The sequence below is a fragment of the Lelliottia sp. CFBP8978 genome, from assembly GCF_034046055.2.
Taxonomy (GTDB): Bacteria; Pseudomonadota; Gammaproteobacteria; order Enterobacterales; family Enterobacteriaceae; genus Enterobacter.
The window spans coordinates 3,773,230-3,788,308 of record NZ_CM188253.1 but is presented as its reverse complement, the minus strand read 5'-3'; the positions used below and the strand labels follow the sequence as shown (position 1 = coordinate 3,788,308).

The following is a 15,079-nucleotide window of genomic DNA, read 5'->3' as shown; positions in this document are numbered from 1 at the left end:
CGATCAAAGTCATAAAGTTAGCGCCGAGGTTACCGATAACGCTGATCGTCTGAGAAATAATCACATCAATGGAGTATATATGTTCTTACATGACGTAAAGATCGGCACAAAATTATTTCTGGCCTTCGGATTTCTCATTGTATTGATGGTGGTGAGTGCCAGCCTGTCTCTGATGAGCCTGAATCGGGCAAATAGCGGGATGCAAAGTATCATTACTCAGGATTACCCGACGACGGTAAAAGCCAATCAGTTAATTGATAACTTCCAGGAATTTGTGAGTACGCAACAGCTGATGCTGCTGGACGATCAGGGCAAGTATGCTGAACAATCTCAGCAACGCCTGAAGGAGATCAGCGAACGCATCACCGTTATCCTCACTGACCTCAATAACACCCTACAGGATAAAAAATCGCAGCAGATCCTGACCGGGATTGGTGAAGTGCGTCAGCAGTATCTTGACTCCCGTTATCGTATTTTGCAGGCGGTGCAGAACCACGATCGCGAGGGCGCGATCCAGGAGATGATGACCCATACGGTGAACCTGCAGCAGGCTTACAAAGCCAAAGTGCAGGAGTTGATCGCCGTGCAAAACGGCGAAATGCAGGCCGCAGGTTTGCAGGTGGAGGGTGATTTCAAAACAAACCGTCTGTTGCTGGCGCTGCTGACGCTGATCAGCGCGATCATCGGCAGTACGATCGGCTGGTTTATTGTGCGCTCGATAACGCGCCCGCTCGGTGAGGCCGTTTCCTTTGCCGAAGCCATCGCACAGGGCGATTTGACTCGCAATATCGCCACGCGCGCCAAAGATGAAACGGGGCTGCTGCTCCATGCTTTGATGGAGATGAAAACCCGTCTGCTGGAAATTGTGCAGCAGGTGCAGTCCGGCTCGGAAAATATCTCCAGCGCGGCGGCGCAAATTGTGGCGGGTAATCAGGATCTGGCGGCGCGTACCGAAGAGCAGGCCAGCTCGGTTGAGCAGACGGCGGCCTCGATGGAACAGATCACCGCGACGGTGAAAAACACGGCCGCCCACACGGGTGAGGCGACGAACCTGTCCGCCGATGCGGCGAGCGTGGTGAAAAACAACGGTGAGATGATGAAGCAGGTGACGCAGAAAATGCGCCTGATTAATGAGACGTCTAATCGTATGTCCGACATCATCAACCTGATTGACTCGATTGCGTTCCAGACCAACATACTGGCGCTGAACGCGGCAGTCGAAGCCGCACGCGCCGGGGAACATGGCCGCGGGTTTGCGGTGGTGGCGGGAGAGGTGCGTCAACTGGCGCAGAAGAGTGCTTCGTCGGCCAGTGAAATCCGTCAGCTGATTGAAAGCTCGACCAGCCAGACACAGGACGGGATGAACCTGGTGGAAAAAGCCAGCGGGCTGATTAACGGCATGGTGGGGAACGTGGAAGAGATGGACGTTATCCTGCGCGAAATCCGCCAGGCGAGCCATGAGCAGACGGAAGGGATCTCGCAGATCAACAGCGCGATTGGGCTGATCGATTCCACCACCCAGCAAAACTCTGCCCTGGTGGAAGAATCCGTTGCGGCGGCGGCCTCGCTTAATGACCAGGCCATGCAGCTGAAAGAGCTGGTGAAAGTCTTCCGCGTGCGAGAGGACGCGCCGGTTTAATCGAGCTGGGAGATCTCCAGCGCCGCGCGGTCGATTACGCCGATAATCTGTTTAAGCTGCGCGTCGCTGATTTCTCCCTGATTGACTCTCAGGTCCAGCACCGCTTTGAAGTTATCCAGCGCCCGTTTCATTTGTGGATTTTTACGTAACTGGAAACCGACGCAGCGGGCTTTAATACGTGCCTGAATGTGCTCCAGATGTTCCTGATTCTCATCCAGCCAGTGCTGTCCGGCTACGGTAATGGCAATCTTTCTGCGCCCGCCTTCCTCTTCCGAAATGGTAATAAACCCCTGATCCTGCAGGAAATCGAGGGTCGGATAGATCACGCCCGGACTGGGGGTGTAATTCCCCTGAGTCATACTTTCGATCTCTTTAATCAGCTCATAACCGTGGCTGGCGTTGCGGGTCAAAATATCCAGCACCACGATTCTGAGTTCACCGTGACCAAAGAAGCGCTGACGGCGTCCGCCGCCGCCATGATGCTCGCCACCGCGACCATGATGGTGAGGGTGTCTGTCGAAATCGTCGTGTGGGTGTCTCATGATGTTATCCTCATAAACTGATATATCTAATTTATATCTAAATGACGAGTTTTAGCAAATAACTTTATTATTTTAATTATAACTTAATGAATTTCAATAATTTATTGTTTATTTAAGGTGCGTGACTCTCTCGCTTTTAACTATATCAAAAAAAGACTTGCAATTCTTGTTGTTAGCAATCATTATCATTTGAAATCAATTTAGATATATCGTAATCACTTCACGAAGGCAGATAAATGACATCAACCCGCTACCCACAACGTGTACGCAATGAACTGCGCTTTCGCGAGCTGACCGTGCTCCGCGTTGAGCGTGTCAGTGCGGGATTCCAGCGCATCGTCTTAGGCGGTGAGGCGCTCGAAGGCTTTTGTTCCAAAGGGTTTGACGACCATACCAAAGTGTTTTTCCCGGCTCCGGGAACGACGTTTGTTCCGCCGGTTGTCACCGACGAAGGTATTCACTGGGGCGACGGTGTGCGTCCGCAGGCGCGTGACTACACGCCGCTGTACGATGAGGAGAATCATGAACTGGTGCTCGATTTCTTCATTCACGAGGGTGGGATCGCTAGCCACTGGGCGGTGCAGGCGCAAGAAGGCGATAAACTGACGATCGGCGGCCCGCGCGGATCGCTGGTTGTGCCAGAAGATTACGCCTGGCAGCTGTACGTGTGCGATGAGTCCGGAATGCCAGCGCTGCGCCGCCGTCTGGAGTCTATCGCACAGCTGCCGGTTCGCCCGGAGATTCACGCGGTGGTGACCGTGGCCGATGAATCATACAAAAGCTATCTGGCGCATCTGAGTGATTTCAACATTACCTGGATTGTAGGGCACAGCGAGCAGGTCATCGCCGAGCGCCTGGCGGCATTAAGCGTGCCTGCCGAGGATTACTTTATCTGGCTGACCGGGGAAGGGAAGGTGGTAAAAAACCTGAGCCGCCAGTTTGAGACTGACGCGATTGACCCACAGCTTGTGCGTGCCAGCGCTTACTGGCACGCGAAGTAATTACGCGACCTCATCCAGCTGCGCTTCGTTCACCTGATGTTCAAGCGCGGCGCGAACCTCACGTAGCGCCTTCTCCTGCTGGGTAAAATAGGTTTCCATATTGCCCAGCGAGGAGACCAACAGCCAGGATTCCTCTTTTTCCAGCTCCGCCAGCTCGTTCACTAAAGTGTCGATTTGCTCGCGAACCTGCGCCATTTTTTTACGGATACGCTCCAGATCGTTCAGTCGATCGCTCGCCATCAGCGGTTCAAAGCCCTGTTGCAGTCTTGCGACCAGCGAACGAATGGCTTTGACGTCGCCGCGCTGTTTCGCCTGATTGAGCTGTACCATCATGGTGTTGGCTTCTTCTTTTAAATCGTCGGCCACCAGATCCGGATGGCAGAGCTTGCTGGCCTGACGCCAGAGCCGTTTCAGTTCGTTTTGATCTTCTTCAGACAGATCCTTGCCTTTACGCAGACGCACTTCGGCATCGTGATGCTGTTCGCGGTATTTCTCGTACTCTTCGTTGGCCTCATCCCGTGCCTGGCGCGCGGGCTCCTCTTCGCGCGTTAACCCCATCTCCAGCTCTTGCGCTTCTGCCAGCAAATTAGCGATGAGATTGCTTTGCTGCTGGAGATGCTTGCGCGCCTCAGCGGCCTGTACGGAATCGGCAGGAAGATCGCGCCAGCGCTGAGTGAGCGTGGCGAGCACTTCAACTGCCTGCGCCATATACTGTTGGCAGCGACGGTAATCCAGTTCGCGACGACGCGCCTCCGCCTGCTGACGGCGCAGATTCAGTTCCGCCAGTGTTTTACGCAACTGCAGAATTTGCGACATCAAGGGGCCAAGACGGGAGAAGTAGAGGTCGTTGAACTCGTCGAGTTGCTGAACGCGCGCGTTACGGCGGTCAATCAGATCACGCAGACGCTCTTCCAGCGCTTTCAGTTCCAGCTTACTGGCGGCGACCTGCGGATCGCGCCACTGCGTTATGGCACGCTGGCTCTGCAGCCAGGCCGTGATCGCCATCATTGCCGCGGTGTAGTTCTTATGCTCAAGCGCCGTGACGATCGCCAGCAGTTCATCGTCAAATGCTTCACTTTTCAGCCGTGCCAGTTGGCTGTGGATGATGTCATCATCTTCCAGCTCAATGGCATTTTTAATGATTTCTAGCCGTTTGATCGGTGTGCTCATGATGTCTTTCGCTTTAGCGCTTAAGTATTTGAGTTAAGGTTAGTTGTGGTAAGAGCTACAGGAAATAATACACACGGATGATGATCGGCGCGACGGGGGATTTCTTTAGTTTTTGTGGTTTGTGACGGTGAGTGATGAATGCGTAACGTTCATTCTGGAAGAGGTCTGGCAGCAGGGATACCGATTCTTCGACGGAGTGTTGTGCGACAGATGTGTCTGAGACGCCAGGATTGCAAAAAGCCCTCCCGTCATGAGTGAGTTGCGTCTGTTGTTTGTAGAAATGGTGTGCTGCGTTCCAGATTGGCTGTAAGCGAGTTTGAGGATGTTCTTTTTTTCTTAAAAATCCCGAGAAATCGTCAAATAACCATTGTGCCGGACCGAGCATTCATCATCGTTCACTAGTGCTGAGGTGATGAAAATATCCTTCTTTCCGTCGATGCTGGTGTACGTATAGCGCGCCGTCAGATTTAAAACATGACCATTATGATAAATACCGTAATAGTCGCTCTCTGATAATCCATTACCGACTGCACTGTCGGTCTTTGCTAGCTGCCGCGCAAAGACATCAGAAATGGGTGTGATGCTTAATACATCTACCGTGGTGTTTCCACGAGCGATGGCCGAGGATGAAATCATCAGATCCTTTGTGAAGGAAGAAAAAAGACTTTGCTCAATGTAACGTCCTGGTGCCGCACACTCACTAACGGGTACGGTCGCGTACACGAATACGGGCGTTAGCATTAAAGCCAAAAGACTCGCGCGAATCATCGTATGACCTCCGTTTTTGAGCTTATAATCTGCTCTATTTGTTATCTCGTTTCACTTCTTCCCAAATACCTTCCAGATTCCAGAGACATTTTGCGCCGTCCGAATCTCCAAGCAATGCTAATCGTGTCTCACTGTAATACGCTTCGGCTGCTTTTCCTGGATTCACAATTTTCCGCACACAGACTATATCTGTGCCCCTGATTTCGGGATATGAGCCAGCATCCAGCACACGTAAGATTGATAAAACACCTTTAGTGTTTATTGGCAGAGCTGTGGCGAGCGCATCCTCGAGTAGATCGGCTTGTTCACGATTGACCTTGGGCGCCAGAACCGGAACCGTATTAAGCCAGACCTGATCGCCCGACGTTACCTTCTGCGCTATGTACTGCCAGTCTGAGACTGTTAATTGACTTTTGCCGAGTGTATCTGGTGATGGCGCTGCAATCGCAACGATGGGCAGCCCAAGAACCGCCAGTACCCATTTCATCGGACAACTTCCAGATAGGAGCCATGGTCATTACTGACTAAAAGGCGCGTGGCTGGATGCATAATTATGCAACCTTCGGATGCAAATCCGAAGATCCCGTGCGCTTTTTCGCCATGCATTCGGAAGGTTTGCATATCACGGCCATAGACATTGCCGCTGATGTGTTTCAGTGCGATCGTCAGTGGGCCTTTACTGGTGCCTGTGCTGCCAATTTTCCAGGTTCCGCGAGGGATAGGGCCCATTCCGCGAACGTGTTCACGTTCAGGGTTATTTTTATTGGTTAGCGAACCGGAATAACCCGTTTCAATTAACTTGCCATCGCGATAAAGCTCACCAGTACTCTGCTTATATAACCATTTAGCCATTTTAAGTCACACCTGTTTGAGGGATTAAAGAAACGTTACAGCAATTGGGTTTTTAAAAATGTAATTTTTTATATCCTCATGGTTACCTATATTTGTCTGGTAAATTAATTAAACGGACGCATTCTTTTTTCTTATTGCTTTTAGTTGTATTAAGGATGCCGGACATAGAACGAATTAATATTTACTTTCATCCATTCTTAGGATGGCTGGTATTATTCTGTGCTGGAGTATGTGGAAGTACACGTTACACCATGATGTGAAAATTCCTGGATGGGATCTGCCGAAAACAAGGCATAAATATAAGTAAAATTTTAGTGGTGCAGCAGTCGAAAAAGAGACCGTGGCGGTGCGGAATGACGTTAGAACAGACGAGATTGTTTCGATATTCGGGAGTAACAGCTTAAGAGTCAATATAAGGCATCTTTTAACGTTGGTGAACTGACTGCTCTGAAAGAAAGTCTTAGCGATTTACATGTAAATCTGGTGAATGATGGTATTGCGCAAGAGGTTGTTTTTAATAGCACGGAGAACCAGTTAAATCTGATCTTTTCGCCGTCAAGTTTTGGGCAAGGAGTGCTATTAACTTTAACTCTTAGACCGGAAAATACAGCCGAAAGCGTCGTTGTTAGTGATAGTCTCGGGATTGATGAAAGCTATTTTCCAGCGATACTTTCTGGACTGGAAGAGATCATTCATTGGCCGCATTAATATTGGATGTGAGCCATGCCTGTACCTGGAGCATAATTTCTTTAAAAGATGGCTGTGTTCCTCTGATAGGGGCGCTGTACAGAACTACTGAGGCATCTCGCTCGATGAAGCGTTCAGATGTGGCGGGAAGCAATGTGCGCCAGCAAGTGCTGACAGCATTTAATTTTATGCATCAGCGGGTGTCCTGGGGTCGCTGTCGCTTATTCGATCCGTATTGCCGCTGTGGTGCTGGCGGTCAACAATAATGCTATGGCTTCAGCAACTGCAGCGGGGAGCTCTCCTGCCGCCGTGTGTTATTCAATTTCTCGGAAGTGGTGAGCGAGGACCGGCACGATCCCATGCTGGTGGAAAAAATCGAATCAGAGCTGCCTTTTAGATATTCATACTCTGCCAGAAAAAAAGCTTAAAGAATAAAGTGTTCACCTTGCGTATATTCTATGTTTTGTGGTGACTACTTTTAGGGGGGGGCGTTCGTCACCTAACCATATGAAAATAATGATTAAAATTGCAAAAGTGAACAGGGCGGACACTTTTTATATAAAGTAATTTTATGGTTTTTAGCGTGACTTGTGCAGGGGGCAAAGATGCAGATAATAAAAAACGCGCCAATAACTCCGGCGCGCTTGTGGTGTTTTCCGCTGTGCTGGCCTGTTAGGTGACTGCGATCGAATCATTAAGCAATGCGGTCGCAGAACCCGAATGCCTGGCCGCAAATCTATTCGTTTTCACCCTGTGATTTCTTCCACTTCCTTTGTCTGGCAGCTGCAGTTAACCAGATCAAAAGGCTAGTGATAGCGATAGCCAGAAAATACAGAGTCAATGAGAACCAGTCATCCCAGCGAGTTTCCTGTATGAACCCATAGTTTTCTTCAAACCATGCCAAAAACGCTTCATCAGGAATGAAGTAACACAGCAGGGTATAAACCACAGTTAGTGCGAACAGTTCAGTAAGCCATAAATAAACATGTGTGGCCGGTTTCATCAGTACACCTGTATTGTGCCGAACGCTTTTAATTGAGCTGTAACCATAACTGATGTCGGCTTAATAAAGCCTCAATTAAGATCGCGTAATCGGCATGGCTGGGTAGCGTGATGCAGCCATCACTAATGCCCGATTTACCTGCTGGGTGTAAACGAAAGTTACCCCGCTCAACACCGTCTATGAATGAGATATCATCAATTTGGCTATCCTGGCGATATAGCGCGAACCACAGATCGCGATCTGAGCCGCTCTCTAAGCCGTGTACCATATCCCGCCAGCGGGAGTGAAGCCCGCCTCTCTGGCGCGTCACGATGTAGTAAAGCCCGGGCGGCAATGGCCCTTTTTTTAGGTTCATCGCGGTTAAGCGTGAACCAATAGAAAACGGCGGTAAAAGTGGTTAGTTTTGTATTCGCCAAAACACTAACCAGCCACTCAACCGCCGTCTGCCATGAATGCTAATCTTTCTTCCCTCTTCTGGGAAGGTTTCACTGTTGATTCCTTCACTCATCCTGCACCGGATGCTCTGCTTATTACGCTCCGGCCTGACCCCGGTTTTGCGCCGTCCTGCCGTCGATGTGGCTGTAGAGACTGTGCTGTCCATGATGTCTCTGTGCGACGGGTTCGTGAGCGCGATTTACTTCACTGGCGCGTCACACTTCAGCTTCCCGTTCGCCGTCTGCGCTGTTCCCGCTGCGGGATTGTCACCGAGCGCATCTCATGGGTGCCTGAACGGCAACGTTACACGTCCTCGTTAGCGACCTGGGTGGAATCTCTTACCCGGTTATTGCCGGTTAAGCATGTGGCACAGTTGACCGGTCTGCACTGGCACACCATTAAAAATATCGACTGCCGACGCCTGCGGCGGGAACTCCGGGAGCCTGAACGGCACACGCTGCGCCGCCTGATAATGGATGAGTTCGCGCTGTTCAAAGGGCATCGCTATGCCACGGTTGTGGTGGATGCAGATACACAACGGGTGCTGTGGGTCGGTGAAGGGCGCAGCCGGGTAGCCTTCCGTCCGTTCTTCACCTGGCTGGGCCCGGAAGGATGTGCCGCCATCGAATCTGTCGCGATGGATATGAATACGGCGCTGGACCTGGAAGTGAGAGCGCAGTGCCCGCAGGCGGAAGTGGTGTATGACCTGTTCCATGTTGTGGCGAAGTTCGGCCGGGAAGTCATCGACAGAGTGAGGGTCGATCAGGCGAATCAGTTGCGTGACAACAGCAAGGCGCGGAAGGTTATCAAACGCAGCCGCTGGTTGCTGTTGCGTAATCCAGAGAACCTGCCGGCCGGGCATGAGGTGAAACTGGCAGAGTTGCTGGGGGCGAACCAGCCGTTAAATACGGTGTATGTGATGAAAACAGCCCTGAAAGAGCTGTGGTATGCCCCGGATAAAGACGTTGCGAAGCGTCGCTGGAATGAGTGGTACAGGCAGGCACAGGAAAGTGGCATCAGGGCGTTGCAGCAGTTCGCTGATAAGCTGAAGGGTTACGTGAGCGGCATAATCGCGAGTGCCACGCATCGTCTGAATACCAGCGTACTTGAGGGAATGAACAACAAGATCAAAGTGATAAAACGAATGGCATACGGATACCGGGATAACGACTACTTTTTTATGAAGATAAAAGCAGCGTTCCCCGGTAAGGCGCGATGAACCTTTTTTTACTACTGCAATCGAGGCCGGGTTATTTCTGTGTGGCCCTGCATTCCCTGAGTACGCCGAGAAAAAGCCCACACCAGGGCAACTTAACGTAGATAGCTGCCCGCCATTAAGATGGAAGGTGCACTGGATCATCTTTCATTCCACGCATCTGAAAATTGAATGTTGCCATCGCAGTATTTCCAGGTAATTCGTACATATCGCATAGCTACGTTTTCAAGATGATTATGTTTTTCGGTCGCTGGGTTTTTGATATCGAGCATATGCGGTGCGGAGCTGACTACCTTCACGTTCTCAAGTAACATGTTGAAGTATTCAACTTCCTGCCCGGCGTCGTTAATCCGATACCATTTAAATTCTGCGCTTTTAAGCGTCTGCCCGGTGGCGATAGCCTTGTAAAGATACGGGCTAGAAGAGTCGAACTCTTTTTGGAAATTAAGGGGGGCATGTTGCCTGGTGCCGGTGATCTTTCCGGTCGCACTGTCTGTCGGTATATGCAAACCATGACCGAACGACAAAATCTCTATACTTCCTTCCCTATCCTTTACGTCAACCGAACCTTTAATATCCGCGCCACCATCGTCTTTTAAAAATAAATATGCGGGAATAGCCATGACATAAACTCCTTTTTGTTAATGGTGTTTCTCAATCTTATAACTAATAAAGTTTATCCGCCTGTAAATAATGTTATGACAAGTTAACCAATAATGATGATGTGAATGTATTTATTGTTTATATGCATCAAATATATGGGATGAATAATATATTACAATTGGGCCGATCTGATTTCGAATTACTCCTTTTTACGCCTGAATAACCTAAGTTTTGGATCTACGAATTCGCCGTTTTGATGTATCGGAATACATCGGCATATTGGGCAAGTGTCGCAGAATAAAATTATCAGAAAAATAAAATATATCAATGAATTACAGTTTATTGAATTGCGCTTAATGACTCGGTAGGGAACCCACCGCGCTCTGCCGCGTCCTCTCCTTCTGACAGCAACCGCCACAGTCAAAATAGGTCGTACCCCTGGCGGGGCACTGAGAGCGTCACAGCATGGAAAATAAATCTTCCGCAGATCAAAATCGCATTACACCGCACCCGCCTGCGGTTTTTGGAGCGTAAAATTTTTTCAGTTTTATTTTTCTACAAACCAGACCGCCAGACCGCGCCAGCACTAGCGGCTTTGCGTTAAACCCAAACTGAAAAGATTGAAAAGAATTGCAGTGTTTTTCAGTTTCATGGGTCTGAGAAGGGTCGAGAAAAAACATAACTAACAGAATAATAAGGGAAAATTTATTTTATGTGAGTAGTGCGGATGGTATATGCTTCCTTGCTGCGTATATTCTGGCAAAGCAAAATCCAGTGCTGGTGCGGGCTCAGGAGTGCTTTCAAAAGTGAAGGCAAATGAAAAAAAAGCATTACTCAACACACGTTTACGTACTCAAGATCTAAATAAAATAACTACAAGTAATAATTCAATTCCAGATGCGGTTGAAAAATGTTTTTAATTTCTCATCAATTCCATAATTCGAAGCTATTATTCTTTTCTCCTTTGTTAGTTTGATGTTTTCATACTTGAAAATACAAAGCGAATTGTTGTAAAGAGATAAGGCAAATCCTTTGTCGGAAAGATTGCCAATGAATCTAAATGTTTCATTCTCATTGTTTTTATCACATAAATTTTTTGATTGTATAATGAATGTATTATTACCATTTAAGACTTCCTTAGCATCCAGGTTTCCTTTTTGCATGAAAATCAGAGGCATACCTAAAACAAAAGTAACTACAATACCTCTGGCACTATTGAGGTTGCTTAAAAATTTGGTTTTAAATAAAACCCAGAAATATGCAACTGTGCCCAATATAGCTCCTGCTACCAAATACTTTTCAACTCTAGTTCCAAAAATAAAGTTTTTGCCTAAGGTATATATCACGGACAAAGTGACAAAGAGTAAGAATGCATACTGTAAATATACTGCAAATCTGTAACTTCCTCCTTCTTTCCAAAGGTTTTTGGAAGCCTCAGATTGAGGGTTATTAATCATACTCGACACGCCATTTACAGCCATTAAGCATAAGGATGTAATCATTGGCAGGATTGTGGCCTTCACAATGTCTGCAATATCAACGAATTGAAGTATATTTAAATCAAAGTTTAACCAAAAACCCCATAGATAGAGGGTTCCACAGGCCAAAAGATACCCAGTGAAAACAGTGCTCGATAAGAAATTTACTTTCATATATAGCCCCGTCTGAAATGTGCATGCGACACTTATGCGACATATAGCGTGTATAAGTGAAAAAGCCACCTTTAGAAGGTGGCTTATCTATTTGATTTTAAAGCTAAAATTTGGTGGCCCCTGCTGGACTTGAACCAGCGACCAAGCGATTATGAGTCGCCTGCTCTAACCACTGAGCTAAGGGGCCGTGGCGGTGAATTATAAAGTAACTCATCGCCGCAATCCAGCCATTCCCACTTGCCTGCTGTTTTTATAAACAACGCATTATCAATCCTTTATACTTGGTATCTGATGCATTGATCGGAGAGTGGGATGATCAACGATATTTTAGTGCCAGGCCTGAGGGTAGTGTTTTGCGGTATTAATCCGGGTAAGTCGTCGGCACATACTGGGTTTCACTTTGCACATCCAGGAAATCGCTTCTGGAAGGTGATTCATCAGGCCGGGTTTACCGACAAATTACTCAAGCCAGAAGAGGAGCAACAGCTGCTGGATACGCGCTGCGGAATCACGATGCTGGTGGAGCGTCCGACGGTGCAGGCGAGTGAAGTTAATCTGCATGAGTTGCGGAGCGGTGGGCGGGAGCTGATTAAGAAGATTGAAGACTATCAGCCTTCAGCGCTGGCGATCCTGGGTAAGCAGGCGTACGAGCAGGCCTTTAGTCAACGTGGCGCGCAGTGGGGAAAACAGCGTATTACCATTGGTATGACCGAAGTCTGGGTATTGCCAAACCCGAGCGGGTTGAACAGGGCGACGCTGGACAAGCTGGTTGAAGCCTATCGTGAGCTTGACGAAGCGTTAGTGGTACGGGGGAGATGATCCCGACATGAGCTGTCGGGATCCGATGTGGCATTACAGAGGATCAACCTGAGCGATCATTGCCTGACCGAGCGTGCTCTCAATGCGATAGCACAACGTTTTCATCTTAGAAATGTAAGCATTGATCACCAGATCGTTCAGCTGTGGGTTCAGGTCATTCTTCACTGAGAGGAACAGGCTGTTTTTGCTGTTTAGCTCGTCCATCGCCACACTGTATTTATTCCAGCTTTTCGGGCTGTAAGTTTGAAGCGCGCGCAGGGACTTCACGCAGGTCTCGTTGGCTGTCAGTGCACCGCTCTTAATCGTGTTGTCATTTGTCACGACTTGAGCTTGCTGGGTAACCGGAGCTGGCGCCTGAGCAGGAGTGACCAGAGATTTAGGCGCACTTTGCGGTTTGTTGACACAACCTGCCAGTGCAATGCATACCATCAGTAGCCATGCTTTTTTCATTTTATAATCAATTCCCGCAGGGTAATGAATCATTGGGCATCCAGTAACCGCATATTCTCAGTAAAACGTTACAGAATATGACTTTAGTGGTAGATGCTGAGAAGACTATCTCATAAGCGTAAGAAAGATCTGAGGTCTTGATTATAATATGAAAGAAAACAATATCAACGGAGGTTTTTTCGCGAAGGGCTGATTTTCGCCTGGAGAAGTTTCATAAACGTAAAATTCATTTCAGGAAAGGCAGAAAGCAAAAAGGACCACAGCAAGCTGTGATCCTTTTTCAGAGACAACGACGGATTAATCGTCGAGGAAGCTACGCAGCACTTCAGAGCGGCTTGGGTGGCGCAGTTTGCGCAGTGCCTTCGCTTCGATCTGACGAATACGTTCGCGGGTAACATCAAACTGTTTACCCACTTCTTCCAGCGTATGGTCGGTGTTCATATCAATACCGAAACGCATACGCAGAACTTTTGCTTCACGGGCGGTAAGGCCCGCCAGAACGTCGTGGGTCGCAGCACGCAAACTCTCGGTAGTCGCAGAATCCAGCGGCAGCTCGAGGGTAGTATCCTCGATGAAATCACCCAGATGCGAATCTTCATCATCGCCGATCGGCGTTTCCATGGAGATAGGCTCTTTGGCGATTTTCAGCACCTTACGGATCTTATCTTCTGGCATCAGCATGCGCTCAGCCAGCTCTTCTGGCGTCGGCTCGCGGCCCATCTCTTGCAGCATCTGGCGGGAGATACGGTTGAGCTTGTTGATAGTCTCAATCATATGCACCGGAATACGAATGGTACGCGCCTGATCCGCGATAGAGCGGGTGATCGCCTGACGAATCCACCAGGTTGCATAGGTGGAGAACTTGTAACCACGACGATATTCAAACTTATCAACGGCTTTCATCAGACCGATGTTGCCTTCCTGAATCAGATCCAGGAACTGCAGACCACGGTTGGTGTATTTCTTGGCGATAGAAATAACCAGACGCAAGTTCGCTTCAACCATCTCTTTCTTCGCGCGACGGGCTTTCGCTTCGCCGATAGACATACGACGGTTGATGTCTTTGACCTGCTCAATGGTCAGGCCGGTCTCTTCTTCAATTTGGCGCAGTTTCTGCAGGCCGCGCTGAACGTCATCTGCCACATCGTGCAGTTTTTCAGACCATGGCTTATTCATCGCGACTGCAGCGTTGAACCAGGTTTCGCTGGTTTCGTTGCCGGTGAACAGGGTGATGAAGTTCTTCTTCGGCATTTTGCACTGTTCAACGCACAGCTTCATGATGATACGTTCTTGAGTACGAACGCGGTCCATCATGACGCGCATGCTGTTCACCAGGTAGTCGAACTGTTTTGGCACCAGGCGGAACTGTTTGAAGACTTCAGACAGTTTCTGGATCTCAGCCTGAGCGGCAGCATGGCTACGGCCTTTAGCTTTGATGGTGTCGCGAGCCAGTTCATACTGGGTGCGCAGCTCGCCAAATTTCTCGCGAGCCAGCTCAGGATCGATGCTGTTGTCATCGTCGCTGCTGTCGTCGTCGCCGTCTTCTTCCTCTTCGTCTTCGTCATCATCCATCTCTTCCTGAGACAGTTCAGAACCGACGTGGGTAGCCGTTGGCGCCAGATCTTCTTCAGCGTTCGGGTCAACAAAGCCGGTGATGAGGTCAGACAGACGCGCTTCTTCGGCTTCGACGCGATCGTACTGCTCAAGCAGATAGGTAATCGCTTCCGGGTATTCGGCAACAGAGCACTGAACCTGGTTGATCCCGTCTTCGATGCGTTTAGCGATGTCGATTTCGCCTTCGCGGGTCAACAGTTCAACGGTGCCCATTTCACGCATATACATGCGGACCGGGTCAGTGGTACGCCCGATTTCAGATTCAACGCTGGACAGCACCTGTGCGGCAGCTTCTTCCGCATCTTCATCGGTGTTGTTGGAGTTTTCAGCCAGCAACAGATCATCGGCATCCGGTGCTTCTTCCATCACCTGAATACCCATGTCATTGATCATTTGGATGATGTCTTCGATTTGATCTGAATCGACGATATCTTCCGGCAGATGGTCATTGACCTCGGCATAGGTCAGATAGCCTTGCTCCTTACCACGTTGGACAAGAAGTTTCAGCTGTGACTGCGGGTTTTGCTCCATAAGACGGTATCCACACTTATTTCGTTTGATTGGTGTCGGCGGTGCTGCTACCAACATTTAAAGCGAGGGCGTACTTATATTTTTGCCGCTGCCTCTC

General features: G+C 49.0%; 16 protein-coding genes, 1 tRNA gene and 1 pseudogene. 5 read left to right on the top strand and 13 right to left on the bottom strand.

Features of this window, described 5'->3' with window-relative positions:
• Positions 1-79: 79 nt before the first annotated feature.
• Complete coding sequence (locus SOM82_RS17730; protein WP_320460861.1) at positions 80-1,639, top strand: methyl-accepting chemotaxis protein; 1,560 nt, start codon at positions 80-82, stop codon at positions 1,637-1,639.
• On the opposite strand, the gene SOM82_RS17725 is transcribed toward SOM82_RS17730, so the two are convergent.
• Entirely contained in the window at positions 1,636-2,181 is a 546-nt protein-coding gene (locus SOM82_RS17725; RefSeq protein WP_320460860.1) for a PadR family transcriptional regulator, read from the bottom strand. The two genes, SOM82_RS17730 and SOM82_RS17725, sit on opposite strands and share 4 nt — an antisense overlap.
• Before the next feature lie 236 nt (positions 2,182-2,417).
• Between SOM82_RS17725 and SOM82_RS17720 the strand changes: the two genes are divergently transcribed.
• Positions 2,418-3,182 (top strand): siderophore-interacting protein, encoded by a 765-nt coding sequence (locus SOM82_RS17720; RefSeq protein WP_320460859.1) that lies wholly within the window; start codon positions 2,418-2,420, stop codon positions 3,180-3,182.
• Here the strand turns inward: SOM82_RS17720 and SOM82_RS17715 are convergent, their stop codons facing one another.
• The 4 genes from SOM82_RS17715 to SOM82_RS17700 form a co-directional block, all read right to left on the bottom strand.
• Complete coding sequence (locus SOM82_RS17715; RefSeq protein WP_320460858.1) at positions 3,183-4,352, bottom strand: coiled-coil domain-containing protein; 1,170 nt, start codon at positions 4,350-4,352, stop codon at positions 3,183-3,185.
• Between the two features lie 336 nt (positions 4,353-4,688).
• Positions 4,689-5,120 (bottom strand): Shiga toxin A subunit, encoded by a 432-nt coding sequence (locus tag SOM82_RS17710; RefSeq protein WP_320460857.1) that lies wholly within the window; start codon positions 5,118-5,120, stop codon positions 4,689-4,691.
• 34 nt (positions 5,121-5,154) lie between these two features.
• Positions 5,155-5,607 carry a hypothetical protein gene (locus tag SOM82_RS17705; RefSeq protein WP_320460856.1) on the bottom strand — a complete coding sequence of 151 codons (453 nt, stop codon included), beginning with the start codon at positions 5,605-5,607 and terminating at the stop codon, positions 5,155-5,157.
• Positions 5,604-5,972 carry a tlde1 domain-containing protein gene (locus SOM82_RS17700; protein ID WP_320460855.1) on the bottom strand — a complete coding sequence of 123 codons (369 nt, stop codon included), beginning with the start codon at positions 5,970-5,972 and terminating at the stop codon, positions 5,604-5,606. Before SOM82_RS17700 ends, SOM82_RS17705 begins: the two co-directional genes overlap by 4 nt.
• A 438-nt stretch (positions 5,973-6,410) precedes the next feature.
• Between SOM82_RS17700 and SOM82_RS17695 the strand changes: the two genes are divergently transcribed.
• A complete protein-coding gene (locus tag SOM82_RS17695; RefSeq protein WP_501083568.1) occupies positions 6,411-6,680 on the top strand; it encodes a WapI family immunity protein in 270 nt (89 codons plus the stop codon).
• Positions 6,681-7,395: 715 nt separating this feature from the next.
• On the opposite strand, the gene SOM82_RS17690 is transcribed toward SOM82_RS17695, so the two are convergent.
• Positions 7,396-7,662, bottom strand: coding sequence for a hypothetical protein (locus SOM82_RS17690; RefSeq protein ID WP_320460853.1), 267 nt, complete (start codon positions 7,660-7,662; stop codon positions 7,396-7,398).
• 28 nt (positions 7,663-7,690) lie between these two features.
• Positions 7,691-8,017: a DUF2778 domain-containing protein gene (locus tag SOM82_RS17685; RefSeq protein ID WP_320460852.1), complete on the bottom strand. Its 327-nt coding sequence runs from the start codon at positions 8,015-8,017 to the stop codon at positions 7,691-7,693.
• Positions 8,018-8,110: 93 nt separating this feature from the next.
• On the opposite strand from SOM82_RS17685, the gene SOM82_RS17680 reads away from it, so the two are divergent.
• Entirely contained in the window at positions 8,111-9,316 is a 1,206-nt protein-coding gene (locus SOM82_RS17680) for an ISL3 family transposase (protein WP_501083522.1), read from the top strand.
• Here the strand turns inward: SOM82_RS17680 and SOM82_RS17675 are convergent.
• The 4 genes and pseudogenes from SOM82_RS17675 to SOM82_RS17660 form a co-directional block, all read right to left on the bottom strand.
• A pseudogene (locus SOM82_RS17675) lies at positions 9,317-9,457 on the bottom strand (DUF2778 domain-containing protein); the annotation flags it as partial.
• On the bottom strand, positions 9,454-9,936 hold the full coding sequence (locus tag SOM82_RS17670; protein ID WP_320461658.1) for an Hcp family type VI secretion system effector: 483 nt from the start codon (positions 9,934-9,936) through the stop codon (positions 9,454-9,456). The pseudogene SOM82_RS17675 and the gene SOM82_RS17670, both read right to left, overlap by 4 nt.
• Before the next feature lie 867 nt (positions 9,937-10,803).
• On the bottom strand, positions 10,804-11,568 hold the full coding sequence (locus tag SOM82_RS17665; RefSeq protein WP_320461659.1) for a hypothetical protein: 765 nt from the start codon (positions 11,566-11,568) through the stop codon (positions 10,804-10,806).
• 111 nt (positions 11,569-11,679) lie between these two features.
• Positions 11,680-11,755: transfer RNA gene (locus SOM82_RS17660), tRNA-Ile, on the bottom strand.
• A 125-nt stretch (positions 11,756-11,880) separates the two neighbouring features.
• On the opposite strand from SOM82_RS17660, the gene mug reads away from it, so the two are divergent.
• Entirely contained in the window at positions 11,881-12,387 is a 507-nt protein-coding gene (mug, locus tag SOM82_RS17655) for a G/U mismatch-specific DNA glycosylase (RefSeq protein WP_154126328.1), read from the top strand.
• Between the two features lie 33 nt (positions 12,388-12,420).
• Here the strand turns inward: mug and SOM82_RS17650 are convergent, their stop codons facing one another.
• Entirely contained in the window at positions 12,421-12,870 is a 450-nt protein-coding gene (locus SOM82_RS17650) for a YuaE family lipoprotein (protein ID WP_501083535.1), read from the bottom strand.
• 264 nt (positions 12,871-13,134) lie between these two features.
• Complete coding sequence (gene rpoD / locus SOM82_RS17645) at positions 13,135-14,982, bottom strand: RNA polymerase sigma factor RpoD (RefSeq protein WP_154126326.1); 1,848 nt, start codon at positions 14,980-14,982, stop codon at positions 13,135-13,137.
• Positions 14,983-15,079: the final 97 nt, after the last annotated feature.

Coding starts and splice junctions, on each gene's coding strand:
- SOM82_RS17670 (WP_320461658.1), bottom strand. CDS start 9,936: ATGGCTATTCCCGCATATTTATTTTTAAAAGACGATGGTGGCGCGGAT.
- SOM82_RS17650 (WP_501083535.1), bottom strand. CDS start 12,870: ATGATTCATTACCCTGCGGGAATTGATTATAAAATGAAAAAAGCATGG.
- SOM82_RS17710 (WP_320460857.1), bottom strand. CDS start 5,120: ATGATTCGCGCGAGTCTTTTGGCTTTAATGCTAACGCCCGTATTCGTG.
- SOM82_RS17690 (WP_320460853.1), bottom strand. CDS start 7,662: ATGAAACCGGCCACACATGTTTATTTATGGCTTACTGAACTGTTCGCA.
- SOM82_RS17715 (WP_320460858.1), bottom strand. CDS start 4,352: ATGAGCACACCGATCAAACGGCTAGAAATCATTAAAAATGCCATTGAG.
- SOM82_RS17700 (WP_320460855.1), bottom strand. CDS start 5,972: ATGGCTAAATGGTTATATAAGCAGAGTACTGGTGAGCTTTATCGCGAT.
- SOM82_RS17680 (WP_501083522.1), top strand. CDS start 8,111: ATGAATGCTAATCTTTCTTCCCTCTTCTGGGAAGGTTTCACTGTTGAT.
- SOM82_RS17685 (WP_320460852.1), bottom strand. CDS start 8,017: ATGAACCTAAAAAAAGGGCCATTGCCGCCCGGGCTTTACTACATCGTG.
- rpoD (WP_154126326.1), bottom strand. CDS start 14,982: ATGGAGCAAAACCCGCAGTCACAGCTGAAACTTCTTGTCCAACGTGGT.
- mug (WP_154126328.1), top strand. CDS start 11,881: ATGATCAACGATATTTTAGTGCCAGGCCTGAGGGTAGTGTTTTGCGGT.
- SOM82_RS17705 (WP_320460856.1), bottom strand. CDS start 5,607: ATGAAATGGGTACTGGCGGTTCTTGGGCTGCCCATCGTTGCGATTGCA.
- SOM82_RS17720 (WP_320460859.1), top strand. CDS start 2,418: ATGACATCAACCCGCTACCCACAACGTGTACGCAATGAACTGCGCTTT.
- SOM82_RS17730 (WP_320460861.1), top strand. CDS start 80: ATGTTCTTACATGACGTAAAGATCGGCACAAAATTATTTCTGGCCTTC.
- SOM82_RS17725 (WP_320460860.1), bottom strand. CDS start 2,181: ATGAGACACCCACACGACGATTTCGACAGACACCCTCACCATCATGGT.
- SOM82_RS17665 (WP_320461659.1), bottom strand. CDS start 11,568: ATGAAAGTAAATTTCTTATCGAGCACTGTTTTCACTGGGTATCTTTTG.